Annotated in this window: 36 protein-coding genes; 22 read left to right on the top strand and 14 right to left on the bottom strand. The window is 71.0% G+C overall.

Features of this window, described 5'->3' with window-relative positions; translation table 11 throughout:
* The 3 genes from D0Z08_RS13975 to frdD are packed head-to-tail and all read left to right on the top strand — an operon-like array spanning position 1 to position 1,540.
* Positions 1-792 (top strand): succinate dehydrogenase/fumarate reductase iron-sulfur subunit, encoded by a 792-nt coding sequence (locus D0Z08_RS13975; protein WP_118925852.1) that lies wholly within the window; start codon positions 1-3, stop codon positions 790-792.
* Positions 789-1,193 (top strand): fumarate reductase subunit C, encoded by a 405-nt coding sequence (locus D0Z08_RS13980; RefSeq protein WP_118925853.1) that lies wholly within the window; start codon positions 789-791, stop codon positions 1,191-1,193. The genes D0Z08_RS13975 and D0Z08_RS13980 overlap by 4 nt, the downstream gene beginning before the upstream one ends.
* A complete protein-coding gene (gene frdD, locus D0Z08_RS13985; RefSeq protein WP_118925854.1) occupies positions 1,190-1,540 on the top strand; it encodes a fumarate reductase subunit FrdD in 351 nt (116 codons plus the stop codon). Before D0Z08_RS13980 ends, frdD begins: the two co-directional genes overlap by 4 nt.
* A gap of 11 nt (positions 1,541-1,551) precedes the next feature.
* Here frdD and D0Z08_RS13990 read toward each other — a convergent pair whose 3' ends face one another.
* The gene (locus D0Z08_RS13990) at positions 1,552-2,346 is read right to left on the bottom strand and encodes a hypothetical protein (RefSeq protein WP_182481295.1); all 795 of its coding nucleotides are present in this window, start codon (positions 2,344-2,346) and stop codon (positions 1,552-1,554) included.
* Between the two features lie 64 nt (positions 2,347-2,410).
* On the opposite strand from D0Z08_RS13990, the gene D0Z08_RS13995 reads away from it, so the two are divergent.
* The 3 genes from D0Z08_RS13995 to D0Z08_RS14005 all read left to right on the top strand — a co-directional run bounded on the left by D0Z08_RS13995 (position 2,411) and on the right by D0Z08_RS14005 (position 4,504).
* On the top strand, positions 2,411-2,833 hold the full coding sequence (locus tag D0Z08_RS13995) for a VOC family protein (protein ID WP_118925856.1): 423 nt from the start codon (positions 2,411-2,413) through the stop codon (positions 2,831-2,833).
* A 14-nt stretch (positions 2,834-2,847) separates the two neighbouring features.
* Positions 2,848-3,414: a dihydrofolate reductase family protein gene (locus tag D0Z08_RS14000; RefSeq protein ID WP_118925857.1), complete on the top strand. Its 567-nt coding sequence runs from the start codon at positions 2,848-2,850 to the stop codon at positions 3,412-3,414.
* A gap of 70 nt (positions 3,415-3,484) precedes the next feature.
* Complete coding sequence (locus D0Z08_RS14005; RefSeq protein WP_220454175.1) at positions 3,485-4,504, top strand: hypothetical protein; 1,020 nt, start codon at positions 3,485-3,487, stop codon at positions 4,502-4,504.
* 79 nt (positions 4,505-4,583) lie between these two features.
* On the opposite strand, the gene D0Z08_RS14010 is transcribed toward D0Z08_RS14005, so the two are convergent.
* Positions 4,584-4,931 carry an ArsR/SmtB family transcription factor gene (locus tag D0Z08_RS14010; protein WP_245993945.1) on the bottom strand — a complete coding sequence of 116 codons (348 nt, stop codon included), beginning with the start codon at positions 4,929-4,931 and terminating at the stop codon, positions 4,584-4,586.
* Positions 4,928-5,404 (bottom strand): SRPBCC family protein, encoded by a 477-nt coding sequence (locus D0Z08_RS14015; RefSeq protein WP_118925858.1) that lies wholly within the window; start codon positions 5,402-5,404, stop codon positions 4,928-4,930. The genes D0Z08_RS14010 and D0Z08_RS14015 overlap by 4 nt, the downstream gene beginning before the upstream one ends.
* 109 nt (positions 5,405-5,513) lie before the next feature.
* On the opposite strand from D0Z08_RS14015, the gene D0Z08_RS14020 reads away from it, so the two are divergent.
* Both D0Z08_RS14020 and D0Z08_RS14025 read left to right on the top strand, forming a co-directional pair.
* Positions 5,514-6,626 (top strand): S-(hydroxymethyl)mycothiol dehydrogenase, encoded by a 1,113-nt coding sequence (locus D0Z08_RS14020; protein ID WP_118925859.1) that lies wholly within the window; start codon positions 5,514-5,516, stop codon positions 6,624-6,626.
* Positions 6,623-7,252 (top strand): MBL fold metallo-hydrolase, encoded by a 630-nt coding sequence (locus D0Z08_RS14025; RefSeq protein WP_118925860.1) that lies wholly within the window; start codon positions 6,623-6,625, stop codon positions 7,250-7,252. Before D0Z08_RS14020 ends, D0Z08_RS14025 begins: the two co-directional genes overlap by 4 nt.
* Here D0Z08_RS14025 and trhA read toward each other — a convergent pair.
* Entirely contained in the window at positions 7,237-7,965 is a 729-nt protein-coding gene (gene trhA, locus D0Z08_RS14030) for a PAQR family membrane homeostasis protein TrhA (RefSeq protein WP_182481296.1), read from the bottom strand. The genes D0Z08_RS14025 and trhA overlap by 16 nt on opposite strands.
* 79 nt (positions 7,966-8,044) lie before the next feature.
* Here trhA and D0Z08_RS14035 point away from each other — a divergent pair, with 79 nt between their 5' ends.
* Positions 8,045-8,650 carry a VOC family protein gene (locus D0Z08_RS14035; protein WP_118925861.1) on the top strand — a complete coding sequence of 202 codons (606 nt, stop codon included), beginning with the start codon at positions 8,045-8,047 and terminating at the stop codon, positions 8,648-8,650.
* Position 8,651: 1 nt separating this feature from the next.
* Here the strand turns inward: D0Z08_RS14035 and D0Z08_RS14040 are convergent, their stop codons facing one another.
* Positions 8,652-9,410 (bottom strand): SDR family oxidoreductase, encoded by a 759-nt coding sequence (locus D0Z08_RS14040; protein WP_118925862.1) that lies wholly within the window; start codon positions 9,408-9,410, stop codon positions 8,652-8,654.
* Between the two features lie 56 nt (positions 9,411-9,466).
* On the bottom strand, positions 9,467-10,378 hold the full coding sequence (locus D0Z08_RS14045; protein WP_118925863.1) for an RNA polymerase sigma-70 factor: 912 nt from the start codon (positions 10,376-10,378) through the stop codon (positions 9,467-9,469).
* Between the two features lie 183 nt (positions 10,379-10,561).
* On the opposite strand from D0Z08_RS14045, the gene D0Z08_RS14050 reads away from it, so the two are divergent.
* The 5 genes from D0Z08_RS14050 to D0Z08_RS14070 all read left to right on the top strand — a co-directional run bounded on the left by D0Z08_RS14050 (position 10,562) and on the right by D0Z08_RS14070 (position 13,336).
* Entirely contained in the window at positions 10,562-11,392 is an 831-nt protein-coding gene (locus D0Z08_RS14050) for an NmrA family NAD(P)-binding protein (protein ID WP_118925864.1), read from the top strand.
* Between the two features lie 45 nt (positions 11,393-11,437).
* Positions 11,438-12,046 carry a cation efflux transmembrane domain-containing protein gene (locus D0Z08_RS14055; protein WP_118925865.1) on the top strand — a complete coding sequence of 203 codons (609 nt, stop codon included), beginning with the start codon at positions 11,438-11,440 and terminating at the stop codon, positions 12,044-12,046.
* Positions 12,047-12,110: 64 nt separating this feature from the next.
* Positions 12,111-12,458 carry a hypothetical protein gene (locus tag D0Z08_RS14060; protein WP_118925866.1) on the top strand — a complete coding sequence of 116 codons (348 nt, stop codon included), beginning with the start codon at positions 12,111-12,113 and terminating at the stop codon, positions 12,456-12,458.
* Complete coding sequence (locus tag D0Z08_RS14065; protein ID WP_118925867.1) at positions 12,455-12,886, top strand: MerR family transcriptional regulator; 432 nt, start codon at positions 12,455-12,457, stop codon at positions 12,884-12,886. The genes D0Z08_RS14060 and D0Z08_RS14065 overlap by 4 nt, the downstream gene beginning before the upstream one ends.
* Positions 12,887-12,895: 9 nt before the next feature.
* A complete protein-coding gene (locus tag D0Z08_RS14070) occupies positions 12,896-13,336 on the top strand; it encodes an SRPBCC family protein (RefSeq protein ID WP_118925868.1) in 441 nt (146 codons plus the stop codon).
* Positions 13,337-13,343: 7 nt separating this feature from the next.
* Here the strand turns inward: D0Z08_RS14070 and D0Z08_RS14075 are convergent, their stop codons facing one another.
* Both D0Z08_RS14075 and D0Z08_RS14080 read right to left on the bottom strand, forming a co-directional pair.
* Positions 13,344-13,769 (bottom strand): SRPBCC family protein, encoded by a 426-nt coding sequence (locus D0Z08_RS14075; RefSeq protein ID WP_118925869.1) that lies wholly within the window; start codon positions 13,767-13,769, stop codon positions 13,344-13,346.
* An 82-nt stretch (positions 13,770-13,851) separates the two neighbouring features.
* Entirely contained in the window at positions 13,852-15,339 is a 1,488-nt protein-coding gene (locus tag D0Z08_RS14080; protein WP_220454176.1) for an MFS transporter, read from the bottom strand.
* 88 nt (positions 15,340-15,427) lie between these two features.
* Here D0Z08_RS14080 and D0Z08_RS14085 point away from each other — a divergent pair, with 88 nt between their 5' ends.
* Positions 15,428-15,865: a MarR family winged helix-turn-helix transcriptional regulator gene (locus tag D0Z08_RS14085; protein WP_118925870.1), complete on the top strand. Its 438-nt coding sequence runs from the start codon at positions 15,428-15,430 to the stop codon at positions 15,863-15,865.
* Between the two features lie 15 nt (positions 15,866-15,880).
* On the opposite strand, the gene D0Z08_RS14090 is transcribed toward D0Z08_RS14085, so the two are convergent.
* Positions 15,881-16,318, bottom strand: a complete 438-nt coding sequence (locus tag D0Z08_RS14090) for an acyl-CoA thioesterase (protein WP_118925871.1) — start codon at positions 16,316-16,318, stop codon at positions 15,881-15,883.
* Positions 16,319-16,420: 102 nt separating this feature from the next.
* On the opposite strand from D0Z08_RS14090, the gene D0Z08_RS14095 reads away from it, so the two are divergent.
* Together D0Z08_RS14095 and D0Z08_RS14100 are read left to right on the top strand one after the other, a co-directional pair.
* The gene (locus D0Z08_RS14095) at positions 16,421-17,017 is read left to right on the top strand and encodes a TetR/AcrR family transcriptional regulator (protein ID WP_118925872.1); all 597 of its coding nucleotides are present in this window, start codon (positions 16,421-16,423) and stop codon (positions 17,015-17,017) included.
* A gap of 35 nt (positions 17,018-17,052) precedes the next feature.
* On the top strand, positions 17,053-17,922 hold the full coding sequence (locus D0Z08_RS14100) for a bile acid:sodium symporter family protein (protein WP_118925873.1): 870 nt from the start codon (positions 17,053-17,055) through the stop codon (positions 17,920-17,922).
* 8 nt (positions 17,923-17,930) lie between these two features.
* Here the strand turns inward: D0Z08_RS14100 and D0Z08_RS14105 are convergent, their stop codons facing one another.
* The gene (locus D0Z08_RS14105) at positions 17,931-18,515 is read right to left on the bottom strand and encodes a TetR/AcrR family transcriptional regulator (RefSeq protein ID WP_118925874.1); all 585 of its coding nucleotides are present in this window, start codon (positions 18,513-18,515) and stop codon (positions 17,931-17,933) included.
* 124 nt (positions 18,516-18,639) lie between these two features.
* Here D0Z08_RS14105 and D0Z08_RS14110 point away from each other — a divergent pair, with 124 nt between their 5' ends.
* A complete protein-coding gene (locus D0Z08_RS14110; protein WP_182481297.1) occupies positions 18,640-19,332 on the top strand; it encodes a L,D-transpeptidase family protein in 693 nt (230 codons plus the stop codon).
* Here the strand turns inward: D0Z08_RS14110 and D0Z08_RS14115 are convergent.
* The 3 genes from D0Z08_RS14115 to D0Z08_RS14125 all read right to left on the bottom strand — a co-directional run bounded on the left by D0Z08_RS14115 (position 19,322) and on the right by D0Z08_RS14125 (position 21,707).
* The gene (locus D0Z08_RS14115; RefSeq protein WP_118925876.1) at positions 19,322-20,149 is read right to left on the bottom strand and encodes a PhzF family phenazine biosynthesis protein; all 828 of its coding nucleotides are present in this window, start codon (positions 20,147-20,149) and stop codon (positions 19,322-19,324) included. The two genes, D0Z08_RS14110 and D0Z08_RS14115, sit on opposite strands and share 11 nt — an antisense overlap.
* A gap of 27 nt (positions 20,150-20,176) precedes the next feature.
* On the bottom strand, positions 20,177-21,136 hold the full coding sequence (locus tag D0Z08_RS14120) for an esterase/lipase family protein (RefSeq protein ID WP_118925877.1): 960 nt from the start codon (positions 21,134-21,136) through the stop codon (positions 20,177-20,179).
* 70 nt (positions 21,137-21,206) lie between these two features.
* Positions 21,207-21,707, bottom strand: a complete 501-nt coding sequence (locus D0Z08_RS14125; RefSeq protein WP_118925878.1) for an Lrp/AsnC family transcriptional regulator — start codon at positions 21,705-21,707, stop codon at positions 21,207-21,209.
* A 110-nt stretch (positions 21,708-21,817) separates the two neighbouring features.
* Between D0Z08_RS14125 and hppD the strand changes: the two genes are divergently transcribed.
* From hppD to D0Z08_RS14140, 3 genes are read left to right on the top strand one after another with little or no spacing between them, the layout of a single operon-like run.
* Positions 21,818-23,020, top strand: a complete 1,203-nt coding sequence (hppD, locus tag D0Z08_RS14130) for a 4-hydroxyphenylpyruvate dioxygenase (RefSeq protein ID WP_118925879.1) — start codon at positions 21,818-21,820, stop codon at positions 23,018-23,020.
* 8 nt (positions 23,021-23,028) lie between these two features.
* Complete coding sequence (locus D0Z08_RS14135) at positions 23,029-24,243, top strand: homogentisate 1,2-dioxygenase (RefSeq protein WP_118925880.1); 1,215 nt, start codon at positions 23,029-23,031, stop codon at positions 24,241-24,243.
* Positions 24,240-25,394: a fumarylacetoacetate hydrolase family protein gene (locus tag D0Z08_RS14140; protein WP_245993946.1), complete on the top strand. Its 1,155-nt coding sequence runs from the start codon at positions 24,240-24,242 to the stop codon at positions 25,392-25,394. Before D0Z08_RS14135 ends, D0Z08_RS14140 begins: the two co-directional genes overlap by 4 nt.
* A gap of 5 nt (positions 25,395-25,399) precedes the next feature.
* On the opposite strand, the gene D0Z08_RS14145 is transcribed toward D0Z08_RS14140, so the two are convergent.
* Complete coding sequence (locus tag D0Z08_RS14145) at positions 25,400-25,678, bottom strand: hypothetical protein (protein WP_118925882.1); 279 nt, start codon at positions 25,676-25,678, stop codon at positions 25,400-25,402.
* 160 nt (positions 25,679-25,838) lie between these two features.
* Between D0Z08_RS14145 and D0Z08_RS14150 the strand changes: the two genes are divergently transcribed.
* Entirely contained in the window at positions 25,839-26,612 is a 774-nt protein-coding gene (locus D0Z08_RS14150) for a hypothetical protein (protein ID WP_118925883.1), read from the top strand.
* Positions 26,613-26,662 lie beyond the last annotated feature (50 nt).

A 26,662-nucleotide genomic window follows, 5' to 3' on the forward strand; every position in this document is an offset into this window, starting at 1 on the left:
ATGCCCAGCAACCCAGGCAGCAACCCAGGCAGCAACTCAGGCAGCATCCGGCTCCAGGTCACGCGGTACCGGCCCGAGAGCGACTCCGAACCGCGGTTCCAGGAGTACGACGTACCCCTGCGCAAGGAGTGGACGGTCCTCGACGGGCTCAACCACGTCAAGAACGAGGTGGACACGACCCTGTCGTTCCGTTGGTCCTGCCGGATGGGCATCTGTGGCAGCTGCGGGATGAACGTCAACGGCGATCCCAAGCTGACCTGCGCGGCGTTCCTGGACGACTATGCGCCCGGCCCGATCCGGGTCGAGCCGCTGGCCAACTTCCCGGTCGTGCGGGACCTGGTCGTCGACATCAACGACTTCATGGAGAAGCTCCCCCGGGTCAAGCCGTGGATCATCCGCGACGACGACGCTCTGCTGGACGGGGATGGGGAGATCGACGGTGAGTACCTCCAGACGCCGGAAGAGCTCGACGCCTACAAGCAGTTCAGCATGTGCATCAACTGCATGCTCTGCTACGCGGCGTGCCCCGTCTACGGACTCGATCCCGAGTTCATGGGACCGGCGGCGATCGCGCTGGCCGAGCGTTACGACCTCGACTCGCGCGACCACGGGGCGAGGGAGCGGCTCGACGTGCTCATCGAGCACGAGGGCGTGTGGGGCTGCACGTTCGTCGGAGAGTGCACGCGGGTGTGCCCGAACCACGTCGACCCAGCCGGCGCCATCCAGAGATACAAGGTGAAGGCGGCGAAGGAGAACGTCATGGCGTTCCTGTTGCCGAGGGGCGCGCGATGAGCACCCCGAGGGCGACCGAGGTGCGCGTCTACAACCGTCCGATGTCGACCTGGTGGTGGACGCGGAGACGGACCTACTTCGTGTTCGTGATGCGCGAGCTGAGCAGCATCTTCGTGGCCTGGTTCGTCGGCTTTCTGCTGGCGTTCGTGTACTCCGTCGGGCGGAGCGAGGCGGCGTACCAGGACTTCCTCGACTGGGCGGCGACGCCGTGGGTGGTCGTCATCAACGTGATCGCGGCAGCGTTCCTCGCGCTGCACGTCGTCACCTGGTTCAGCCTCACCCCGCAGGCGATGGACGTGCGGATCGGCGGCCAGAAGGCGCCTGCCGCCGCGATCATCGCCTCCCAGTACGTCGGCCTGGCGGTCGTGTCCGCCTTCGTGCTCTGGCTGGTGACCCGATGAGCAGGCCGCGGGTCGAGCCGCTCGTCTGGCTGATGTTCAGCGGAGGCGGCGTCATGGCCGCCGTGTTCCTACCGGTCCTCGTCTTCATGTTCGCGTTCGCGTTCCCCCTCGAGTGGATATCGCCACCCGACCACGACCACCTGAGCGCTGTCGTCGGCCATCCGCTGACCCTGCTCTTCCTGCTGGGCATGTTCGTCGTCCTGCTGGTCCACAGCGCTCACCGCTTCCGCTACACCTTGTACGACGGCCTCCAGATCAAGGCGAAGCGGACCGTCGCGGTGCTCTGCTACGGGACGGCCGCCGTGGGCGCGATCACCACGGTCGTCGTCCTCCTGTCGGCAGCCTGAGACCGCTCGCTTCAGTCGGGCGCGTAGCCCAGCCCGATGTCGGCCATCGCCGCGGCCAACCGGTCGAGGGCGATCGGGCCGACGCCGTGCAGCGCGGCGAGGTCGCTGCGGGTCCACGAGCACACGGCCTCCAGCGTGTGCAGGTCGACCGCGCGCAGGGCGCGGGTCGCGGGGGCGCCGATGGAACGCGGCAGCGGCGTGCCCGTACGACGAGGCGCCCGCTCCCGCGGACCGTCCTCGTGATCGACAACCGCCTCACCGCGCGGTGACAGGCGGTAGCCGATCGCGAGCGACTCGGTCAGCCCGCGCTCCTTGAGCTTGCGGACGTCGCGCTTGAACTCCGGCGTCGGCCGTCCCAGCTGAGCTGCGAGCTCGGGTGCCCGAACCTCCGGGTTGGCGTCGATGATCCGCAGCGTGGCGCGGGTCCAGGGACCGATCGGTGATGCGGCGTCGAGGCGGTCGAGCCCGGCGCGGATCTCGGTCAGCTCCTCGGCCGTCGGCACCGCCTCGCGCAGGATCTCGCGCGGGTCGGGCCCGGCGTACCGGAGGCCCACCCGGAACACCTGCCCGCTCGAGCGGACGGTCAGTGCCTCCTTGAGCGCGGCCAGTGACGCGGCCCCGCACCGCCGGGCGTCGTCGGCCCGGAGCGCCGACAGCGGGACGGCGTCGACGCTGGTCACCTCGAGCAGCCCGACGCCCGTCCGGAGCCGGGTGCCCACCTTCACCCGCGCCCGGTTCCATCGCCGGAAGGCGAGATCGATCTCGCCGTCGCGGATCGCCTCGAGCTCCGCCGGTCGAATCATCACGCTCCGGAGGATAGGCAGGTCACAGGTCCGATGAGTACTGCGGGCCGGGCCGGTCACCACCGCCATGCAGACGCTGTTCCCGGCACTCCGGGTCACTGACCTCGACGCGGCACTCGCGTTCTACACGACGTTCGGCTACGACCTGGTCGGGAGCGTGGACGTCGGGGGCGGCACGTCTCTGGCCATGCTGGCCTTCCCGGAGGAGGCCGAGGTGACCCTCGAGCTGGTGCACCGTCCCGCGGACGGACCGGTCACCCCGGGCGGCCTCGACCACCTCGCGGTGCAGGTCGACGACCTGGAGGCCACCCGGGAACGGCTTCGCGTCGCCGGCCTCCGTCCCGGTGAGGTGGAGCTGCCCGGTGGATCGGAAGGTCCCCGCATCGCGTGGCTCGTCGACCCCGACTGCTACCGCATCGAGCTGGTGCAGTGGCCGGCCGGTCACCCGGACGGCATGACCCGTGCCGACTTCCCCGACAACGCGTCCTGACTGAGGAGCAAGCGATGACCACGATCCGCCTGTACATGTCCATGTCCATCGACGGCTACATCGCCGGCCCCGACGACCGCCCCGGCCAGGAGCTGGGCGAGGGCGGCGGCCGGTTGTTCAACTGGCTCGACGACCGCAACGGGCCGGGGATCAACGGCGAGGTGTACGCCGAGGCCATGGCCACCGGGGCGGTGATCTCGGGTCGTCGTACGTTCGAGCTGGCCGGCCGGTGGGGCGGCGACCACCACGACGGTGTGCCGATCAACGTGCTCACCCATCACGTCGACGAGGGCGACGAGCCTCCCGGCAGTGCCCGCTTCTACACCGACGTCGCCGCGTGCGCGGCGGACGCCCGGGCAGCGGCGGGCGACCGCGCGGTGATGGTCCATGGCGCGGGTGCCGCCCAGGCCCTGCTCCGCGCCGGCGAGCTCGACGAGCTGGAGCTGCACGTCGTACCGGTCCTGCTGGGCGCGGGCCGGAGGCTGTTCGACAACCTCGACGGCACCCGCACCGAGCTCGAGCTCGTCCGCCACCTCGAGGGACGCGACGCCACCCACCAGCGGTACCGAGTCCGCCACTAGTGCCAGTCGTGCCACTCGTTAGCTCGCGCTGCGTCGGCAGTATTCGCCGGCGGAGCGCGAGCTTGCGGCTGTGCGCCGTACTTCGCACGGTGATCCACAGGCCCGGCAGGCGCAGGTGTTCGCGGTCGGCGGCCGGGAGACCGATCTCTCCATGGCGATCGACACCCGAACCCTCGACCACCTCAGCTGGCTGCAGCACGGCGTGCTGGCCCGTCGGCAGTTCCTGGACGCTGGGGTGACGGACAACGACATCGAGAGATGGGTACGACGACGCCGGCTCGTCGCCGCCCGGCCCGGCGTGTACGTCAACCACACCGGACCGTTGACACCCGCCCAGCGGGAGTGGGTCGCGGTCCTCGCCGCGTGGCCGGCGGCGCTCAGCCACGAGTCCGCGATCCCGGGTCTCCGCAGCGACCGGGTCCAGGTCGCCATCGACGTCCGCCGCACGATCGAGCTGCCCGGCGTCCAGGTGCATCGGATGGCGCACTTCGCGGAGCGGACGGACTGGCGGGCGGCGCCGCCGCGGATCAAGGTCGCCGACGCGGTCATCGACGTGATGTCGGGACGGATCTCGAACGACGACGTCGCCGGCGCGTACGCCGCCCTCGCCACTGCGACTCATGCGGCCACCCAGCCGGATCGGATCGCTCGCGCCTTGGCGCGGCGGGAACGGGTCGCCGGCCGCGGTCTGATCGCAGGGATGGTCGCGGACGTCGAGGCCGGCGCGTGCTCAGTGCTCGAGCGCGGCTACCTGCATCGAGTGGAGCGGCCGCACGGCCTGCCTCGTGGCCGGCGCCAACCCGGCAGTCTCGCGACCGGGAAGCGCACGATGAAGGACGTTCGCTACGACAAGTACGGCCTGATCGTCGAGCTCAACGGCCGGATGATCCACGACCGCCCCCAAGCCTGGGACGCCGACGCCGAGCGAGACCTCGCCGAGCTCGCGGTCGCCGAGGCTGTTACCGCCCGGGTCACCTACGGCCTCGTCTTCCGCCACCAATGCCGGACGGCCGCGTGGATCGGTCGGATCCTCCACCGGCGCGGCTGGACGGGGATGTTGTTCGCCTGTCCGTCCTGCCCGACCGGTTAGTTCGCGCTGCGTCGGCAGTATTCGCCGACGGAGCGCGAGCTAGTGCCAGTTGCTGACCTTGCGATGCCTCTCTCTTGGGTCACTTCTTGTTGCGCTGGATCGTCTCGGCGATCCGCTTGATCCGGGCGAGGCGGGCGTCCCAGGCCTCGCCGACGGCCGACAGCTGCGCGACGGCGCGGGCGAGCTGGGCCTCGTCGACGTGGTAGAGCCGCTCCCGGCCGGAGGGCGTGACCCGGGTCAGGCCGACGCGCTCCAGGACGGCGAGGTGCTTGGCCACCGCCTGCCGGGACACGGGCAGCTGCTCGCTCAGCGACGTCGACGTACCGCTGCCGGAGGCCAGCAGCAGGTCGAGCATCCGGCGCCGGGTCGGGTCGCCGACCGCAGACCAGAGGTCGTCGTCGATGGCGGCGTTCGTGACCGGACTCACGGCTGTACCGATGGCTGGGCCACCAGCCGGTCGACGTAGGTCACGAGGCGCGGCAGGAAGTGGTCCCAGCCGGCGCTGTGGTCGCGGTAGGCCTCCTCGAGGACCGCGGCCTCCCAGCCGCGTTCGCGGAAGCCGACCTCCTTGAAGCGGAGCAGCGTCCCGCTGCCCGAAGGGACCAGGTCGAAGGTGACCAGGAGCGAGTTGCCGGGCGCGGGGGGCGTGCCCTCGTCGTACACCCAACGGAACGAGAACCGCCGCGGCGGGTCCGCCTCCACGACGGTCACCTGCTCGACATGGGCGGGGCTCTCGCCGGGGTTGCCGAACGAGATCACGCCGGTGCCGCCGGGGACCGGGTCGAGCTCGGCCTCGTCCGGCCACCACTCCCGCAGGTGCTCCGGGGTGCTGATGACCTCGTAGACCACCTCGGGGGTGGCCTCGATGTGGATCTCCCGCTCGATGGTGCCGTACTCCATGTCCTGCTCCTCTGTCGCGCAACCGTTGGTTGCGGATGAGGTTAGCCCACCGCGGAGCCATGCGCAACCATTGGTTGCACATCGTTGGCGCGGCCGTAGCATCGTCGCCATGCAGCAGGTCAGGGCCGTCGTCGCCCGCGCCCAGGGAGCCCCCGTCGAGATCGCCATGATCAACGTCCCGGACCCGGGCCCGGGCGAGGCGGTGGTGAAGGTGCTGACCTGCGGGGTCTGCCACACCGACCTGCACTACCGGGAGGGCGGGATCAACGACGAGTTCCCGTTCCTGCTGGGTCACGAGGCCTCGGGGATCGTCGAGTCGGTGGGTCCCGATGTCACCGGCGTCGCTCCGGGCGACTTCGTCGTCCTCAACTGGCGAGCAGTCTGCGGCGAGTGTCGCGCGTGCAAGCGAGGCGACCTCCACTACTGCTTCGCGACCCACAACGCGAAGCAGAAAATGACGCTGGCCGACGGACCGGACGCCGGCACCGAGCTGTCGCCGGCGCTGGGCATCGGCGCCTTCGCGGAGAAGACCCTCGTGGCGGCAGGGCAGTGCACCAAGGTCGATCCGGCGGCCCGGCCGGCGGCCGTGGGCCTGCTGGGCTGCGGCGTGATGGCCGGCATCGGTGCCGCGATCAACACCGGGGCGGTCGGCCGTGGTCGGAGCATCGCGGTCATCGGCTGCGGTGGCGTGGGTGTCGCGGCGGTCGCCGGGGCCGCGCTGGCCGGGGCGAGCCCGATCATCGCGGTCGACATCGACGCCCGGAAGCTGGAGCGGGCGAAGGCCATGGGAGCCACCCACACCGTGGACTCCTCGGTCACGGACCCGGTCGAGGAGATCAAGCGCATCTGCGCCGAGACGTACGACGGCGCCGACGGGGCCGACGTGGTCGTCGAGGCGGTCGGGCGCCCGGAGACCTGGAAGCAGGCGTTCTACGCCCGCGACCTGGCCGGCACGCTGGTCCTCGTCGGCGTACCCACGCCGGACATGAAGGTGCCCGACATCCCGCTCATCGACGTGTTCGGTCGCGGCGGGGCGCTGAAGTCCAGCTGGTACGGCGACTGCCTGCCCAGCCGCGACTTCCCCATGCTCGTCGATCTCTACCTGCAGGGGCGGCTCGACCTCGACGCGTTCGTCAGCGAGGAGATCGGGCTCGGCGACGTGGAGGCCGCGTTCGCGCGGATGCACGGAGGCGACGTGCTGCGGTCGGTCGTCGTCCTGTGAGCGCCGTCCGCGTCGACCACGCCGTCAGCAGCGGCACGTTCAGCCTCGACGGCGAGACCTTCGAGGTCGACAACAACATCTGGGTCGTCGGCGATGACACCGAGTGCGTCGTCATCGACGCGCCGCACTCGGTCGACGACATCCGCGCCGTCGTGGGGGACCGACGGGTCAGGGCCATCGCGTGCACCCATGCCCACGACGACCACGTCCGCGTGGCCCCCGCGCTGCGGGACCGCGTGACCGCGCCGATCCTCCTGCACCCCGACGACCGCCCACTGTGGGAGCTGACGCACGGTGGTCCCGACGATGTCGACGGCTACCTGTGGGACGTCGACCTCGCCGACGGCATGACCATCGAGGTGGCCGGCACGACCCTGAGGGTGCTGCACACGCCGGGCCACGCACCGGGTGCGGTCTGCTTCTACGCCCCGGACCTGGGTTGCGTGTTCACCGGCGACACCCTCTTCCAGGGCGGGCCGGGCGCGACCGGCCGGTCCTACAGCGACCGGCCGACCCTGGAGGCGTCGATCCGCTCACAGCTGTTCGCGCTGCCCGACGACACGGTCGTCCACACCGGCCACGGCGACGACACGACCATCGCCGCCGAGCGTCAGCGGAGCGAGTAGGTCACCACGGACACGGCGACGTACTGGGAGACGAACGCCAGCACCGTGCAGAGGTGGAAGACCTCGTGGAAGCCGAACCAGGTCGGTGACGGGTTCGGCTTCTTGGCGGCGTAGACCAGCCCGCCGATCGTGTAGAGGATCCCGCCGGCCGCCACCAGGCTGATCGCGGTGACGTTGACCGCGGTCGGGAACTTGTCCGACCCGGCGTGGAACTGGGGCAGGAAGAAGACGACGACCCACCCGAGCGCGATGTAGAGCGGCGTCAGCAGCCAGCGCGGGGCATCGGTCCACGCGATCCGGAAGACCATGCCGACCGCCGCGCAGCCCCACACGATCCCGAACAGCAACCAGCGGGTCGCGCCGTCGAGGTAGAGGAACGCGAACGGCGTGTACGTGCCGGCGATCAGGGCGTAGATGTTGGCGTGGTCGAACCGCCGCCAGAACGCCCACACCCGCGGCTGCCAGGTGCCCCGGTGATAGATCCCGGAGACGGTGAACAGCAGCACCGAGCTGGCGGCGAAGATCGACGAGCCCACCCGGGTGAGCGTCGTGGGCGACAGCACGATGAGCACGGCGAACGCCGCAGTCACGAACGGAACCAGGCCGGCGTGCAGCCAGCCGCGCAGCTTGGGCTTGACCTCGGCGATCTTGTCGGCCATCACCTCGACGGCGCGATCGACCGCACTCTCAGTACGGCGGCGCGCGGTGGTCATGCGGACAAAGTAGAGGGAAGGATCGATCGAGCAGGAATCGAGAAGTGCCGGAGGTGCCCCCGCGCCTAGCGTCTCTTTCATGAACTCCATCGACACCCTCACCCTCGAAGTGGCCGACCCGCAGGCTGCCCAGAACTTCTACAAGACCGTCTTCGGCGACAACCTGCCGATCCGGTTCCGCGCGTCGGAGGCCCCGACCAGCGGGTTCCGCGGCTTCACGATCTCGCTGGTCGTATCCCAGCCCAGCACCGTCAGCACCCTCATGGACGACGCGGTCGAGGCCGGCGCCACGGTGCTCAAGCCGGCCGCCAAGTCCTTCTGGGGCGTCGGCGGCGTGATCCAGGCGCCGGACGGGACGATCTGGAAGATCGCCACCTCCGCCAAGAAGGACACCGGCCCGGCCACGCGTGACATCGACGAGGTCGTGCTGCTGCTCGGCGTCGACGACGTCAAGGCGACCAAGCGCTTCTACGTCGACCACGGGCTGGAGGTGGCGAAGAGCTTCGGCGGCAAGTACGCCGAGTTCGCCAGCCCGGCAGGCTCGATCAAGCTGGCCCTCTACTCGCGGAAGTTCGCGGCGAAGGACGCCGGGGTCCCGCCCGAGGGGTCCGGCTCCCACCGCGTCGTGATCGGCAGTGCCGCGGGCTCGTTCACCGACCCCGACGGCTTCGTCTGGGAGAGCTGAATCACCGCACCGCAGCGGCCTGGTGGCTCGTCCAGGCGGCGAAGGTGGTCTCCGCGATCGTGGCGCCGGGACCGGGCACCAGCTCAGCGCCGCGCAGCACTGCCCCGAAGTAGCGGGCGTCCGGGTCCGTCACGACCGCGCGCTGGTCGCCCCGCTCTGCCAGGACGTTGCGGATGAACTCGTCGAACCGGACCCGCTCGGGGCCGCCGGTCTCGACGACACCGTGGAGCGGCGACCCTGCGGCGGTGCGGGCGACCAGGGTGGCCACGTCCTCGGCGGCGACGGGCTGGAACGAGACGGGCGCGATGTGGACGCTGCCGTCGACGGTGCCCGCATCGGCGATCGCGCCGACGAACTCGAAGAACTGCGTGGCGTGCACCAGCGAGAAGGGGACGCCGGACTCCTTGATCAGCTGCTCCTGGGCGACCTTGGCCCGCAGGTATCCGCTGTCCGGCACCTTCTCGCTGCCGACGACCGACAGCGCGACGTGGTGGCCGACCCCGGCGACGGTCTCGGCCGCCAGCAGGTTGCCGGTCGACGTACGGAAGAAGTGCAGGACGTCGTCGTCCGCGAACGACGGCGAGTTGGAGACGTCGACGACGACGTCCGCCCCGACCAGGGCGTCGGCGAGCCCCTCGCCGGTGAGGGTGTTCACTCCCGAGTCGGGCGAGGCAGGGACCGCCTCGTGCCCGTGGGCGTTGAGCTTGGCGACGACCTTCGAGCCGATCAGCCCGGTGCCTCCGATGACCACTACCTTCATGTCCGTGCCTTCCTGGTGCGTGGGTGTGTTCACCAGGAATGACCGGAGCGGGCCGGTCACTGTGACAGTTCGCCGCCGGCGATGTGGGCGAGCTTGTCGGGGACCATCACCCACAGGACCTGCTCGATGCCCGCGGCAGAGGCGTCGATGCCCAGCATCGCCAACGGCTCGCCGGCCCGGGCCACCAGGAGGGACGGTCGTCCGTTGGCCTCGATCCAGGTGACGGTCGTGCCGGCCCAGAAGTCGCCGGCGAAACCGGCGACCAGACGCGCCACCCGGTCGCGTCCGACGACCGGCCGGCGCGCGGCCCGCGGGGCGACGCCGGCGCCGTCCGACCGGCTCACCACGCCTTCGGCGAGGACTGCCTCGAGTCCGCGCAGGTCACCCTCCTGGGCGGCCCGGACGAACGCCTCGAGCAGCCGGCGGTGCTCGGCGGCGTCGACGGGCTGACGGCGGCCGGCGCGCAGGTGCTTGCGGGCGCGGGTCACGACCTGGCGGACGTTCGCCTCGGAGATCTCGAGCATCTCGGCGATCTGCGGGTAGGGGTAGTCGAACGCCTCACGCAGCACGTACGCCGCGCGCTCCCGCGGCGGCACCTTCTCCAGCAGCAGCAGTACGGCGCTCTCGAGCGCCTCGCCGTGCTCGGCTCCCAGGGTGGGGTCGGCGCCGGTGGCGACCGGCTCGGGCAGCCACGGGCCGACGTACTGCTCGCGCTTGGCGCGTGCCGACTCGGCCGAGTTGATGGCCAGCCGGGTGGTCACCGTGGTGAGGAAGCCGCCCGGGTTGCGGACGACGGTCCGGTCGGTCTGCTGCCAGCGCAGCCACGCCTCCTGGACGATGTCCTCCGCCTCGGCGACGCTGCCCAGCATCCGGTAGGCGATGCCGAACAGCCGCGGACGCGAGGAGTCGAAGAACTCGAGCGCAGGCTCGAGGACGCCGCTGTTGATCGCCTCGATCTCGGTCGTCATCCTCCGTCGTCCTTCCGGGTCCGGCGATCCTGCCACGACTTCCGGGCAGGGGAACACGGTCCCCCGACACCTGGCCGGACAACGCCGCCGCCTGTGACACCTCCCACGGCCGCGGAACCTTCCCTTGATCTCAAGTGTGGTTGAAGTTCTACCGTCGTGTGCAACGACGAGAGGAGATCAACGGTGACGACCCTGGTGACAGGTGCGACGGGCAGCTCCGGCCGCCACGTGGTGGCAGAGCTGGTACGACGGGGCGAGCGGGTGCGGGCGCTGACGCGGGCCCCCGCCGGTGCGGCCGAATTGCTCCCGCGCGACGTGGAGCTCGTCGCCGGCACCCACACGGCGCCGGCAACCCTGGACGCTGCGCTCGACGGTGTCAGCCGGCTGCACCTCACGGTGACCGCGGGCGTCGCCGAGACCGGACCCGAGCTGGTACGGCGCGCGGTCACCGCCGGCGTACGGCGGATCACCGTGCTGTGGGGCGGCTGGGTCGGCCCGGCGGAGCAGGCGGTGGCCGACTCCGGGGTGGAGTGGACCCGGCTGGAGCCACAGGAGTTCATGTCGAACACGCTGACCTGGAGCGAGTCGATCAGGGCCGACGGCGTGGTGCGCGAGCCCTACGACTTCCCGTCCGCGCTGGTCCATCCGGCCGACATCGGAGCCGTTGCCGCGACCGCGTTGCTCGAGGACGGACACGCCGGCTGGGCCTACAACCTGACCGGGCCCGAGGCACTCACCTCCCGCGACCGGATCAGGATCCTGTCCGAGGCGCTCGGGCGGGCCATCGCCTTCGCCTCCCTCACGCACGAGCAGGCCGTCGAGCGCCTGATGGCGACCGGGGTCTCCCGCGCGGACGCCGACTACGTCATCGGGTGGTACGCCGATCCGCCGGTCGAGGCGCGCACCGCCGACGACACCGTCGAGCGGGTGCTCGGACGTCCGGCGCTGACGTTCGACGCGTGGGTGGCCGAGCACGTCGACCGGTTCCGGGAGCCCCGCGTTTCCGTCGCCTGACCGCCACCCGACCGCCGGTGGCCGGTGTGCCATCGTGAGGCCACCATGGAGACTCACCACCGGCTCCGGCGCGTCGTACTGATCGTCGCGGCGCTCAACTTCGGCTACTTCTTCGTCGAGTTCACCGTCGCCCTGGTCGCCGGGTCGGTCTCGCTCCTCGCCGACAGCGTCGACTTCCTCGAGGACACGGCGATCAACCTGCTGATCTTCGTCGCCCTCGGCTGGCCGCTCGCGAAGCGGGCGATGATCGGCAAGGCGATGACCCTGGTGATCCTCGGCCCGGCGGCGGTCGCGGGCTGGCAGGCGGTACGACGCTTCGCCGACCCCGTCGCACCCGACGTACTCCCACTGGTGGCGGTGTCGGTCGGCGCGATCGCGATCAACGGGACCAGCGCCTGGCTGCTGGCCCGGGTGCACCACCACGGCGGCTCGCTCAGCCGGGCCGCGTTCCTGTCCGCCCGCAACGACGTCCTCGTCAACGTCGCGATCATCCTGATGGGCGTCGTGACGGTGTGGACCGGTTCCGGATGGCCGGACCTGGTGCTCGGCTGCTTCATCATCCTGATCGCGTTCCACGCGGCCTACGAGGTCTGGGAGGTCAGCGAGGAGGAGCGGCTGGCGGCCAGGGCGCTCGCCGGCGAGAAGATCGACTGACTGGGCAGGGCTGAGGTGGGCCGGGCTTGAATTCCGTACCCAGGTCCGGGTTTATCCTCGACGCATGTCCGTGAACGCAACCGACGAGTGGGCCGCCGAGGCCTGCACCCTTCCCACGGTCGAGCAGCCGCTGCGGCGTGCCGAGTTCGACGACCTGTTCGCCCACGACGTGGTCGGCGTCCGTCCGACGTCGCCACGTGAGCTCACGCTCGAGCTGCGCCCGGTGCCGGAGGTCGCGGCACGCGCCGCCGACCTGGCGGTCAGGGAGACCGGCTGCTGCTCCTTCTTCACCTTCGCGCTGACGATGACCGAGGGCCGGGTCGAGCTCGCGATCTCGACCGCCCCCGCGCACGAGGCCGTCCTGGTGGCGCTGCAGGCCAGGGCCGAGGAGCGCGTCGGAGCAGGGACATGAGCGGCCTGCGGGCCGGCCAGGTCGCCGACGCGGTCGGCGTCAACGTCGAGACCCTGCGCTACTACGAGCGTCGCGGGATCATCGCCGAGCCCCAGCGGAGCCTCGGTGGGCACCGCCTCTACTCCGAGGAGACGGTCACGACCCTCCGCGTCATCAAGGCCGCGCAGCGGCTCGGCTTCACCCTCGACGAGGTCGCCGACCTGCTTGAGGCCGGTCGCCACCACCACGGAGCGCCGGCCGGCCTGCAGGCCCGCACCGAGGCCAAGCTCGCGGAGGTCGACCAGAAGATCGCCGACCTCCAGGTGATCCGCGCCAGTCTGGTCGCCGCCCGCGACGCCGGCTGCGACGACCTCGTCCGGTGCGCGGAGACCGACGGCTGCCCGATCCCGTTCGTGCAGATCGCGACGCGTGCGGGAGCTCCCGAGTAGGTTCGCGTCGTGGGTGTCGACGTACTCGTGGAGACGACGATCGCGCGGCCGGTGGCCGAGGTGGCGGCGTACGCCGGCGACCCGGGCAACGCCCCGGAGTGGTACGCCAACATCGCCTCGGTGAAGTGGCGCACCGAGCCGCCGGTGACCGTCGGCTCGGAGATGGACTTCGTCGCCCGGTTCCTCGGGCGGACGCTGGCCTACACGTACCGCGTCACCGACCTCGTGCCCGGAGAGCGGCTCACGATGGAGACGGCCCAGGGGCCGTTCCCGATGCGCACCACCTACACCTGGGAGGCTGCCGGCGACGGCACCCGGATGACGCTGCGCAACACCGGCTCGCCGTCCGGCTTCAGCCGGGTCGCGGCGCCGGTGATGGAGGCCGCCATGCGTCGGGCCACGACCAAGGACCTGGCCCGGCTCAAGGGCATCCTCGAGCGCCGCGGTTGACCTCGGGTCAGCCGGCCTTCTTGACGGCGCGCACCAGGCCGCCGAGCAGGCTGGTCGCGATCGCCTTGGTCACGGCCTTCTCGACGAGCGGCACCCGCTGGTCGGCCACCACCGTGTAGCTGATCGCGGTGCCGTCACCGGCCGCCTCGAGTACGACGTCGCCGTGGTAGTTGCGGAGCGGGACGCCCGCCACTGCCTTGTAGGACAGGCGGCGGCCGGGCTCGAACGCGGTGACCTCCTCGACGATGGCCGGGAGGGGGAGCGGCGTCGTGATCCGGCGGACGGCGCCGACGCCGTTGGGGTCGGTCGCGCCGGTGCTGGTGACCTTCGCCGAGATCCCGGGGCCCCAGTTGTGCATCCCCTCGTGGTCGGCGAGGACGCCCCACACGACGTCGATCGGTGCGGAGACGGTCTTTCGAGCGGTCGACTGCATGCGGGGAACGTAACGCACGGGACGGCCGCGGAACCCCGGGCCCGCCGTGTGATCAGCCCCACGTCGCTGCGTTCCGTCCGGGTCAGGCCGCCTCGAGGACCGGCTCCGGCTCGGGCGTGGGGTCGTCGGTCACGACCTCGGGCGCGCTCTCACGGGTGAGCGCGAGCCCGAGGATCGCGACCAGCGCACCCGCCGCGGCGACCGCGCCGGCGAACACCAGTCCCGGGCGGAACGCGTCGAGCGCCTCGGTCGGGGTGGTGACCGGGCTGCCCGACGTGATCATCGCGGTGGTGACCGCGAGGACCAGGGCGGGTCCGACCTGCATCGACGTCTGCAGCACGCCGGCCGCGAGCCCCTGCTCGTGGTCGTCGATGCCGCTGGTGGCCTGGATGTTGACCGCCGGGAACCCGATCCAGCCGATGCCGATGAGCAGCACCGCCGGCAGGATGACGGCGAGGTACGACGGAGCGGTGTCGATCCGGAGGAACGCGAAGTAGCCGATCGCCATCACGCTCAGGGTCACCGCGATCACCGGCCCGGTGCCGAACCGCTCGACCAGCCGGTCGGAGAAGAACGCCGACGCGGTGACCATCAGCCCGACCGGCAGCAGCGCCAGCGCGAGCTCGAGCGGGCTCCAGCCCAGGGTGTCCTGGAAGAACAGGGTCGCGATGAACTGGAAGCTGAAGTACGAGCCGCCCATCGCGACGATCGCCAGGCTGGCCCGCACCAGCGACACCTTGCGCAGGATGCCGAGCCGGATCAGCGGGTGCTTCACCCGAGCCTCGGTCGCGACGAACGCCGCGAGCAGCGCCGCCGTACCGACGAAGGACAGGACCGTCCGGGCCGACGTCCACCCGGCCTCGGGCGCGCTGACGACCGTGTAGACGAGCAGCAGCATCGCGCTGGTGGAGAAGGCGGCGCCGAGCAGGTCGTGCCCGCCGTCCTCGGCGGGCTTGTCCTTCGGGAGCAGGAGGTACGCCGCCACCAGCGCGGCGAGCGCGATCGGGACCGGCAGCAGGAAGGTCCAGCGCCAGCCGACACCGGTCATCAGCCCGCCGAACACCAGGCCGAAGGAGTAGCCGCCGGCACCGAACACGGTGTAGATCGACAGCGCCTTGTTGCGCGCCGGGCCCTCGGCGAAGTTCGTCGTGATGATGGAGAGGCCGGTCGGCGCGGTGAACGCCGCCGCGAGGCCCTTGATGAACCGGGTCAGGATCAGCAGCGGGCCGCTGGAGACCAGCCCGCCGGCGAGCGAGGCGATGGCGAAGACGGCCAGCGCGATGAGGAACACCCGACGGCGACCGAGCAGGTCGGCGGTGCGGCCGCCCAGGAGCAGGAGGCCGCCGTACCCGAGGATGTAGCCGCTGATCAGCCACTGCAGGGACGAGGTCGACAGGTCCAGCTCGGCGCCGATGGACGGGAGCGCGACGCCGATCATGGAGACGTCGAGCCCGTCGAGGAACAGCACGATGCAGAGGGTGATGAGCATCGCCCAGACGCGGAGGGACCAGCCGGTGGTGGTGATGGCTCCGCCGAGGGTGGGGGGAGCCGGGGGAGAGGTCGTGGTCATGACAGAGAACACTTTCATGCACATGCATTGAATGCAAGAGCAATTAATGTGTTTGCATGATCGTAACCTCGCGGCTAGGATGCGAGCCATGCCCACCCGTGCGACGTCGAAGGCCACCAAGGCCTCCTCCGCGGCAGCGGGCGCGGTCGTCGACGAGTGGCGGACCCTCCTCGACCGGCACGCGAAGGTCAGCTGCGCGCTCGAGAAGACGCTGCAGAACGAGCACGGCATCGGGCTCAGCGAGTTCGAGATCCTCGACCGCCTGGTCGACGCCACCGACGCGTCCGCCGACTCGTCCACCGACCAGGGCAGCTACCGGATGAGCGACCTGACGTCGGACATCTACCTCAGCCAGAGCGCGTTGTCCCGCGCGGTCGCGCGGCTCGAGAGCGACGGGCTGGTCCACCGCAGCATGTGCACCGACGACCGGCGCGCGATCTTCGTGTGTCTCACCGATGCCGGCCGCAAGGTGCACGCCGAGGCCAAGCCCACGCACCGCGAGGTGCTCGGCGAGACCTGGGAGTAGCCGCCCTCCGCCGCCCTACGCGGCCGGGCGCTCCACGCCCGGCGCGAGGAGCGGCGCTGCCAGCTCCCACACGTCGTCGCCGATCGGCGCCGGCCGGAGGGTCTGCCCGTCGAGGTTGACCACGACCCGCTGTCCGTCGGCGTGGAGCACGGTGTGGTCGGCCGAGAGCACCTGGAACCGGTAGGTCACGCTGGTGCGCCCCGCCCGCTCGACCCAGAAGTGCACGTCGACCTCGGAGATGCCGATGACGGGCTGGTGGTAGGTCATCGTCAGCTCCCGGATGACCAGCACCGACCTGGTCGGGTCGAGCTCCCACCCGGCGTCCGCCCAGAAGTCGATGACCGCGTTGTCGAAGAGCAGCGCGTAACGCGCGTGGTGGAGCATCCCGAACCCGTCGAGGTCGTCGAGGTAGACCCGCTTCCGGACGAGGACGCCGGCACTGGTGTCGATCATGGGAGACTCCCCTTCTTTACGTTCGATCGGTCGTATTGTTCCAATGTACGCCGCCGCGATCTTTACGTCCAGTCGGACCTATTGTTGGCCTATAGTGGGTCCATGCCGACCGATGCCCCTGTCACCGACGGACGCCGCGCACGCGGGGACGTGACCCGCCGCCGGGTGGCGCGGGAGGCGTCGATGATCGCCACGATCAGCGGCCTCGACTCGATCACGGTCGGCTCGCTGGCCGAGCGGACCGGCGTCAGCAAGAGCGGCATCCTGACCGTGTTCGGAAGCCGGGAGGCGATCCAGGTCGCCGCGGTGGCCGAGGCGCGACGGATCTACCAGGAGGTCGTGCTGGCGCCGATCTGGTCCGAGCCCGCGGGCAGCCCGCGACTGCGCGCCCTGCTCACGTCGTGGGTCGCCTACCTCCACGCCGGCGTCTTCCCGGGCGGCTGCTTCATCGCCGCGACCTCGGTGGAGTACGGCCACCGGACCGGCCCCGTCGCGGACGCCGTACGACGTCTCAAGCGCGAGTGGCTCGACCTGCTCGAGTCCGAGCTCACCGCGGCCGGTTCGACGAGCCCCGAGGACGACGCGTTCCGGATCGACGCCTACCTCAGCGCCGGCAACACCCAGGACCAGCTCGAGGGCATCGGGGACTGGTCCGGCACCGAACGGGCTGCGAGGCTGGCGCTCGAGGTCATCCCCTGACCTTGGTCGCACGCCGCTGGTGAGGAGCTCGGGACATGGACACGGTTCTCACCACGGTGGCCCTGCCGCTGGCGCTCGGCATCATCATGTTCGGGCTCGGCCTGGACCTGACCGTCGAGGACTTCAAACGGGTCGGCCGGAGCCCGAAGGCGGTCATCATCGCGCTGACCTGCCAGCTGCTGGTGCTGCCGGCCGTGTGCTTCGGCCTGGTGCTCCTCTTCGACCTGCCGCCGCTGCTGGGGATCGGCATGCTGCTGCTGGCGTCGTCGCCGGGCGGCACGTCGGCGAACCTGTTCAGCCACCTGTTCCGCGGGGATGTCGCGCTGAACATCTCGCTGACCGCGATCAACTCCGTGCTGTCGCTGGTCACGCTGCCGGTCATCACGAACCTCGCGATCAGCTACTACGACGAGAGCGACTCGGTGTCGCTGCCGTTCGGCGAGGTCCTCAAGGTGTTCGCGATCGTGCTGGTGCCCGTTGCGATCGGGATGTGGGTCCACCGACGCTCGCCGGCCTTCTCCGGCCGGATGGAGAAGCCGGTGCGGGTCGGGTCGGCCGTCATCCTGGCCGCGCTGGTGGTCGCGATCCTGGTCGACCAGCGCGACAACGTGACCGGCTACCTCGCCGACGTCGGGCTGGTGGCCGCGCTGTTCTGCGCGACCAGCCTGCTGGTCGGGTACGTCGTCCCGCGGGCGCTCGGCGTCACGGAGAAGCAGGCGATCGCGTCGTCGATGGAGATCGGCGTGCACAACGGCACGCTGGCGATCTACGTCGCGGTGGAGGTCCTCGACCAGACCGAGGCGTCGATCCCGGCGGCGGTCTACTCGATCATCATGTTCGTCTTCGCCGCCGCGTGGGGCTACGCGATCTCCCGCCGGGTCACGGCGGCGCCGGCTCCGGCGTAGCAGCCTGCTCAGTGCTGGGCGCGCCACCCGTCGATCGTGGCGAACGCGGCCGCGGCAGGGTCCGCGCCCGCGGGGAGCTGGCCGGCGATCATCAGGGAGGCCAGTCCGTGGACCTGCGCCCAGAGCGAGGTGACGACGGTCGCCTCGTCGGCCGGCCGGAAGGCGCCGGAGGCCTGCGCACGCCGCACGGCGTCGTGGACGCACGCGAAAGCGCGAGCGCCCGCCGCGTCGAGCTCCGGGGTCGACGCGATCCGGGAGGCGGTCTCGCCGAACATCGCCTCGTACAGACGCGGGTGGTCGACCGCCCACTGGATGTAGGAAGCTCCGGTCCAGGCGATGTCCATCACGGGGTCGTCCGTGGCCGGGATCGCTTCCTGGGCGGCGGCGAAGTCGTTGAAGGCGCTGGCGAGCACGGCGGCCTGGAGCGCGTCCTTGCTCCCGAACAGGGCGTAGACCGCGGTCGTGGAGGTGCCGGCGCTCTCCGCGAGGGAGCGCAGCGCGAGCGCGCCGATGCCCTCGTCGCGGGCGACCTCGAGTGCCCGCGCCACCAGCCGCTCGCGGACCTCAGGCGTGTGGGTCTTCGGCCTGGCCATGCGCCCAGGCTACGGTCACGGCGTTACGAAACGCGGCACCGAGCCGACCGGCGGTCCTGCGGCGGGTGCAACCAAAACCGCCACGTGCGCGTCCCCGGGGTGGACACTCATCTCGGAGGACTCCATGTTCCGCTCACTCGTCGCACTTCTCCTGGCCGGGATCGTCCTGGCCGCCTCCCCGCCCGTGCCGGCCGGCGCTGCGCCGGCCGTCGAGCGTGCCCAACGCCGGCTCAACCACCTCGGCTGCAAGTCGGGGCCGGTCGACGGGGTGATGGGCGAGTGGACCAGGTCGGCGATCATCCGCTTCCAGTCCCGGCACCGCCTCTCCCAGAGCGGTCGTCTCACCGCTGCGACCACCCGCAGGCTGTACGGCGACCGCGCCCGCCGCTGCGACGTACGCCCGGTGCCGCGGCACAGCGGGACCGGCCGCCGGATCGTCATCAGCCAGCGCCAGAACTGGGTGTGGGTGGTCGCGCGCGGCGGGCGGGTCGTCGCGCAGAGCGGCATGATCGACAACCCCGGTGAGCTCGGCACCGGGTGGAAGCGGGTCGGCTCCTACTGCGGCCGGACCGCCAAGATCCGGCACAACACCTCCGGCAGCCTGTGGCTCGACAATTTCACCCGGTTCGCCGCGTGCGGCATCGGCTTCCACCGGATCCCGCGTTACATGTCGAACGGCAACCAGATCCACCCCGACTGGATGGTCGGCACCAACCTGCGCCAGTCCCACGGCTGCATCCGGCTGCCCAAGCCGTTCTCCGCCCGGCTCTGGGACTTCGGCCGGATCGGCACCCGGGTCCGAGTCGTCAAAGGCTGACGGTGCCGTCGATCGTGGTCACCGTCGCGCCGCCGACCCAGATCGTGCCGTCGTCGGTGTCGATGTGGACCCGGCCGGCACGGCCGAGCGCGGTGCCCTGGGACGCGACGTACGACGACGGCAGGGTGCCGTCGTCCGTGAGCCACTGCGCGAGGCCGGCGTTGAGCGAGCCGGTGACTGGGTCCTCGGGGATGCCGAAGAGCGGTGCGAAGCCGCGTACCTCGGCCCGCGTTTCAGCGCCCGCCGGGTGCAGCCCGACCACGCCGATGTCGAACGGCTCGAACGCGGTGAAGTCCGGGTCGAGCGCGAGCACCGCGTCGGCGTCCCGGAGCCGGACCGCGACCCACCCGGCGCCGTTGTCGACCCACTGGCTGTCGACCACGTCGGCCTGGTCGATCCGCAGCGCCGTGGCGATCCGGTCGAGGTCCTTGTCGTCGACGGCTCCGGACCGGATCAACGGCGGCGCCGCGAAGGCGAGCCGGTCGGTCCGGCGCAGCCGCACCAGCCCGACGCCGCACTCCTGGACCACGTGCTCACGACCCGCCTTGCCGCCGGCCTCGAGCCACGCGTGCGCCGACCCCAGCGTCGGGTGGCCGGCGAACGGCAGCTCCCCGCCGGGCGTGAAGATCCGCAGCCGGTAATCGGCCTGGTCCGACGTCGGCCGGAGCAGGAACGTCGTCTCCGACAGGTTGGTCCACCGCGCGAACGCCGCCATCTGCTCGTCGGTCAGCCCGTCCGCGTCGTGCACCACCGCCACCGGGTTGCCGAGCACCGGATCGGTGCTGAAGACGTTGACCTGGCGGAAGGGCAGCGGCATGCGCCGAGGCTACGTCCAGCGAGCTTGTCAGCCGCCGACGGGACCGGTGAACGGCAGCACCACCATGCACGGCACCGGCTTCCTGTGCGCCGGGTCGAGCGTGTTGAGGACGATCTGCGCGGCGACCGGGTCCGCGGCGATCTCGAAGTGCTCGCCGTAGTCGGTCGCGCACTTGTCCTGGACGACGATGTTGCGCATCCCGGGCTCGCGACCGCTGGTGTAGGGCAGCACCGCCTGGTCGTACTTGGTCATGATGTTGGTGTACTTGACGTTGCCGACGAGCAGGCCGCCCCTGCGGAGCCCGGCGAGGAACGGCGAGCCGGCTGCCATCTGCGGGCACGCCTGGCAGACCGGGATGTCCTGCTCGCGCACGCCGAAGACCCGGGCGAGGAGGGCGAACGGGACGGTGGCGTTGGTGCCGTGCCAGAGGGGGGCGAGCGAGACGTAGTTCTTGACGTGCTTCGCGCCGCCGAGGAACTTCACGTAGTACTGCGGCATGAACGTGCCCTGCGAGTGGCCGATCAGGTCGACCTTGCGGGCGCCGGTCGCCCGCAGCACCCGCGCCACGAACGTCTTGAGCTGCTGCGCACTGTCCTGCATCCGCATCATGCCGCCGAGCTGGTTGGCGGGCAGCGGCGTGCCCGGGGCGACGCCGTACGTCAGGGAGAACACGCAGTAGCCGTTGTTGGCGAGCAGCGGAGAGTACGCCTGCCAGTTGGTGTTCTTGTTGCCGAGCGTGCCGTGCACGAGTACGACGGGCCGCGGGTGCGCCGCGGTCGGCCGGCACGACCAGTCGTTCCCACCCGGCGGGTCCGCGTCGACGTGTGCGCCGGCGGCGATGGCGCCGACGAGGAAGTTGTAGTTGACCGGCAGGTCGCCGTCCTTCGCCAGCCCGGACGGAGCGGCGGCGACACCGGCGACCAGCGCGAGCAGGGTCAGCGCGGCGGTGGCGAGGGCGCGGCGGGCGCGCGGCGTGGTGTGCGACATCTTCCCCCCAGAGGTTCCGTCAGGAATGTAACGCGTTCTAGCGGGGGGAGGTCACGCCGTCTCAGCAGCGTCAGCGCTTCCGGTACGCCGGCGCCCGGGCGTCGCGCTCCTCGGCCGACCGCTCCAGCAGCGGCAGCACCCGGGGCGCGACGACGGTGCCGAGGACGACCACGCTCGTCGTACGGACGACCGACGGAGACCGGTTGAGGTCGAGCAGGGTCTCCTGGAGGTCGGCGTGCGAGGTCGCCGCGACCTTGCAGAGCACGTCCGCGGTCCCGGTGGTGACGTAGGCCTCGAGGATCGTCGGCATCGCCGCGAGCTCGGGGGCGAGCTGGTCGAGCGCGCCCTGGGCGATCTCGAGGGTGACGAACGCCGACACGTGCTGGCCGGCCGCCTCGAGGTCGATGTCGGGGCCGTAGCCGGTCACGACGCCCGTCGACTCGAGCCGCTGGAGCCGTGCCTGGACCGTCGCCCGGGCGACCTGGGTGATACGGGAGAGCTCGAGCACGCCGGCGCGCGGATGGTCGCGCAGCGCGGTCAGCAGGGCGAGGTCGAGCCGGTCGAGGTGCATGGTAGGCAGAAAGACTAGTCCAGGGGCCGCCAACTGCACAGGAATAGGCAGATTGGGTACCTCCTGCTGGCACGGTTGAACAGCAAACGCCGCTCCGGTTGGCTTGCGACATGACCCTCGAGCAGCTCACCGACACCGAGCGCCTCGCGCACCTCAGCCTCGAGCAGCTCCACCAGCTGGTCGGCCTGGTGGAGTACGACGCGAGCCACGACCCGTTCCCCGTCACCGGCTGGGACGCGGTGGTCTGGGCCGTCGGCAACGCGACCCAGACCTCGCACTTCTTCATGTCCGCGTTCGGGATGGACCTGGTCGCGTACTCGGGCCCCGAGACCGGCAACCGGGACCGCAAGTCCTACGTGCTCGAGAGCGGAGCCGTGCGGTTCGTCATCGAGGGCGGCGTCCACCCCGACAGCGAGGTGATCCGGCACCACGCCCAGCACGGCGACGGCATCGTCGACATCGCGCTCGAGGTGCCCGACGTCGACCGCTGCATCGCGCACGCCGCATCCCAGGCCGCGACCGTGCTGGAGGAGCCGCACGACGTCACCGACGAGCACGGCACGGTCCGCCGGGCCACGATCGCGACGTACGGCGAGACCCGGCACACGCTCATCGACCGGAGCCGCTACCACGGCCCCTACCTGCCCGGGTACGTCGAGCGGCGGTCGTCGTACGTCCGCCCCGCCGGTGCACCGCGCCGCCTGTTCCAGGCGCTCGACCACGTGGTCGGCAACGTCGAGCTCGGCCGGATGGACGACTGGGTCGCGTTCTACCGACGGGTCATGGGCTTCACCAACATGGCGGAGTTCATCGGCGACGACATCGCCACCGACTACTCCGCCCTGATGAGCAAGGTCGTGGCGAGCGGCAACCACCGGGTGAAGTTCCCGCTCAACGAGCCGGCGATCGCCCGCAAGCGCAGCCAGATCGACGAGTACCTCGAGTTCTACCGCGGCCCCGGCGCCCAGCACCTCGCACTCGCGACCAACGACATCCTGACCGCGGTCGACCACCTGCGCGCGGCCGGCGTCGAGTTCCTCAACACCCCGGACAGCTACTACGAGGACCCCGAGCTCCGCGCCCGCATCGGCAACGTGCGGGTGCCGATCGACGAGCTGCAGAAGCGGGGGATCCTGGTCGACCGCGACGAGGACGGCTACCTGCTGCAGATCTTCACCCAACCGATCGGCGACCGGCCGACGGTGTTCTTCGAGCTGATCGAGCGGCATGGTTCGCTGGGGTTCGGCAAGGGCAACTTCAAGGCCCTGTTCGAGGCGATCGAGCGCGAGCAGGACCGCCGCGGCAACCTTTAGGAGGGCCCATGGCGCACTACCAGCGGGTCGGCGACGTACCGCCGAAGCGGCACACCCAGCACCGCGACCCAAGAGAGGGAGCCGGCAACGCGCTTCTGTACGAAGAGCTGATGGGCGAGGAGGGCTTCTCCTCCGACTCCTCGCTGCTCTACCACCGGCACGTCCCCTCGGCGATGGTCGACGCCCGCACCTGGGACCTGCCCGACCAGAAGACCGAGCCCAACCATCCGCTGACCCCCCGGCACCTCACCCTGCACGAGCTGTTCCCCGGCGCCGCCTGGAAGGCGATCGACGCGGTCACCGGCCGGCGGCTGGTCCTCGGCAACGGCGACGTGCGGATCAGCTATGCCGTGGTCGGCTCGACGTCCCCCTTCTACCGCAACGCCGTCGGCGACGAGGTCGCCTTCGTCGAGAGCGGTACGGCGAGCGTGGAGACGGTGTTCGGTCACCTCGAGGTCGGCAGCGGCGACTACGTCGTGATCCCGCGGGCCACGACGCACCGCTGGGTCCCCACCGGGGACGATCCACTGCGCCTCTACATCATCGAGGCCAACAGCCACATCGCGCCGCCGAAGCGCTACCTCTCCCGCTACGGCCAGCTCCTCGAGCACGCGCCGTACTGCGAGCGTGACCTGCGGCTGCCGACGTACGCCGAACCTGTCGAGGAGAGCGACGGGGTGGAGGTCTACCTCAAGCACCGCGGCCATGGCGCCGGCGGGCTGGCGGGCTCGGTCCACGTCGTACCGAACCATCCGTTCGACGTCGTCGGCTGGGACGGCTGCCTCTACCCGTACGTGCTCAACGTCGCCGACTTCGAGCCGATCACCGGGCGGATCCACCAGCCGCCGCCGGTGCACCAGGTCTTCGAGGGCTACAACTTCGTGGTCTGCAACTTCGTGCCGCGCAAGGTCGACTACCACCCGCTCGCGGTGCCGGTGCCGTACTACCACTCCAACGTCGACAGCGACGAGGTGATGTTCTACGTGGCCGGCGACTACGAGGCCCGCAAGGGCTCCGGCATCGGGATCGGGTCGATCACCCTGCACCCGGGCGGACACGCGCACGGCCCGCAGCCGAGCGCGATCGAGGCCAGCCTCGGCGCCGAGCGGTTCGACGAACTCGCCGTCATGGTCGACACGTTCCGCCCGCTGGAGATCGGCGAGGCCGGCCGCGAGAGCGACGACGGCGCCTACGCGTGGACCTGGGCCGGAGGGCGTCGGTGACCCATCTCTACGGCGCTTTCGAGCCCCGAGGGTCCGACGGCGTCGCCCGCGTCGGCGTGCGGTACGGCGACCGGGTGCTCGACCTCGCTGCCGCCCTCGACCCGGCCCTCGCCGCGCGCGTGGCCGGGCCGAACCTCGGCGCACTGCTCGCCGCCGGGCGGGTGGTGTGGACCGAGGTGGTCGCGGCGGTCGCCGTGCTGGAGCCGCCGGAGGAGCACCTGCACGCGCTGGCCGACGTACGGCTGCTGATGCCGTTCACGGTGGCGGACTACGTCGACTTCTACTCCTCCGAGCACCACGCCCGGAACCTCGGCAAGATCCTGCGGCCGGGCCAGCCGGAGCTGCCGCCGAACTGGCTGCACCTGCCGGTCGGCTACCACGGCCGCGCCGGCACGGTGGTGGTGTCGGGCACCGACGTCGTCCGGCCCCATGGCCAGCGCCGCCAATCGAATTCCGGACCAGACGGCGAGGTGGTCTTCGGCCCGACCACGCGCCTCGACATCGAGGCGGAGGTCGGGTACGTCGTCGGCGTCCCCTCCGAGCTCGGCAGCCCGGTGCCGCTCGGCGACTTCGCGGACCACGTCTTCGGCGTCTGCCTGGTCAACGACTGGTCGGCGCGGGACATCCAGGGCTGGGAGTACCAGCCGCTGGGCCCGTTCCTAGGCAAGTCGTTCGCGACCTCGGTCTCGGCCTGGGTGACGCCCCTCGCCGCGCTCGAGGCGGCCTGGGTCGCGCCGCCGGCCCGCGACCCGCAGCCCTTGCCGTACCTCGACGACGCGGGTCGGGCGCCGGGAGGGCTGGACCTGCGGCTGGAGGTCCGCCTCAACGGGCACCTGGTGGCGACGCCGCCGTTCGCGCAGATGTACTGGACCGGTGCCCAGCAGCTCGCGCACCTGACGGTCAACGGGGCGTCGCTGCGCACCGGCGACCTGTTCGCCTCCGGCACGGTGAGCGGACCGGAGCCGGACCAGCGAGGCTCGTTCATCGAGATCTCGTGGAACGGCGCGGAGCCGATCACCCTCCCCGACGGCCAGGTCCGGACGTTCCTCGAGGACGGCGACGAGGTCGTGATCACCGCGACCGCGCCGGCGCCCGGCGGCGGCACGATCGAGCTGGGCGAGGTGCGGGGGCGGATCCAGCCGGCGCGCTGACTCCGTCAGTGTTCGTCGGAGAACCTCACGGTGCCGAGCGTCAGGCCCGACGCGGCGTAGTGGTGCCGGCTCACCTGGGCGATCACGTCACGGACGCGTTCCCGGTCCCGGGGTTCGCACTCGACCGTCAGGTACTCGTCACCGCCGACGATCTCGAGTGCGTGCGGGAAGCCTGCGCCGGCGAGCGCGGTGGTCAACACCGCCGCATCGACGCCGTCGGGGACCAGGTAGGCGACCTTCGGCGTACGGGTGTCGAGCAGCCGGCTCTCGATGTCCTTCTCCATGCTCGCCTCCTTCGCGACACTTCCAGGATGGACCTGTTCGGGATCGGAAACCAGGGCTGGTGTGCGGCGAATTCGCCGTACTGGTGGGGGTTCTCCGGATCGCGTGTGGCTAGACTCGAAGATCCGGCGGGGGGACGCTCGGCGGGTCGATGGAGGGTCAGTGGACGACGACACCGGGGGACGAGTGACCGAGGCAGCCCAGCAGGACGACCCCGTCGAGTCGCTGCTCGAGATGGTGGTCGTCAGCGCGGACGAGCTGAGCGGCTTCGTGGGGATCGACCCCGAGTCGGCGACCGCACCGGTCGCCCTGGGCGGCACTCCCGAGGCCCGGGAGCACGAGCCGGAGATCTCCTACGCGGAGTTCGGCGTCGCCTACATCCGGCGGGTCCTGCACAAGGACCGCATCCTCACCATGATCAACGAGCTGCTCGGAGCGGAGATCCAGCTCGGCCCGATCGGCGCGGGGCCGGGCCGCAAGGCGGCCACGGTCAGCGCGCTCGGCACGTTCCGGGCCTGCAAGGGGGAGGAGATCCCCGGCGACCTCCTGTCCTACCGGGTGTTCCTTCCGATCAGCGTGGTGTTCGACATCGACATGCGCGTCGACAAGCACCGGTTCACCGCCGACGTCGTCATCCCGATCACGCTGACCATCCACACCGTCGCGCCGCTGCGGGTCCGGATCGACATCACCGTGCCGTCCGACGACGAGGTGGCGCTGACGCTGCAGAGCGACACCCGCCGCGGCGCCGTGCTGCAGAAGCTGGCCCGGCTCGAGCCCGAGCTGCGCCGGTTCCTGGTCAAGGTGGTCCGCACCGAGCTGTCCAAGCCCTACGTGCGCCGCGCGACCGACTTCGACATGGCCGAGCTCATCGACCGCGCGTGGGACGGCATCGCCGCCGTGATCCTGCCGAGCGGACCCGAGGACCGCCTCTGACTTGGTGAATGGCGCCGGTGGTTGAGGTGCGAGGCGCGCCATCGCCGAGC

The organism is Nocardioides immobilis (assembly GCF_003515065.1).
Taxonomy (GTDB): Bacteria; Actinomycetota; Actinomycetes; order Propionibacteriales; family Nocardioidaceae; genus Nocardioides; species Nocardioides immobilis.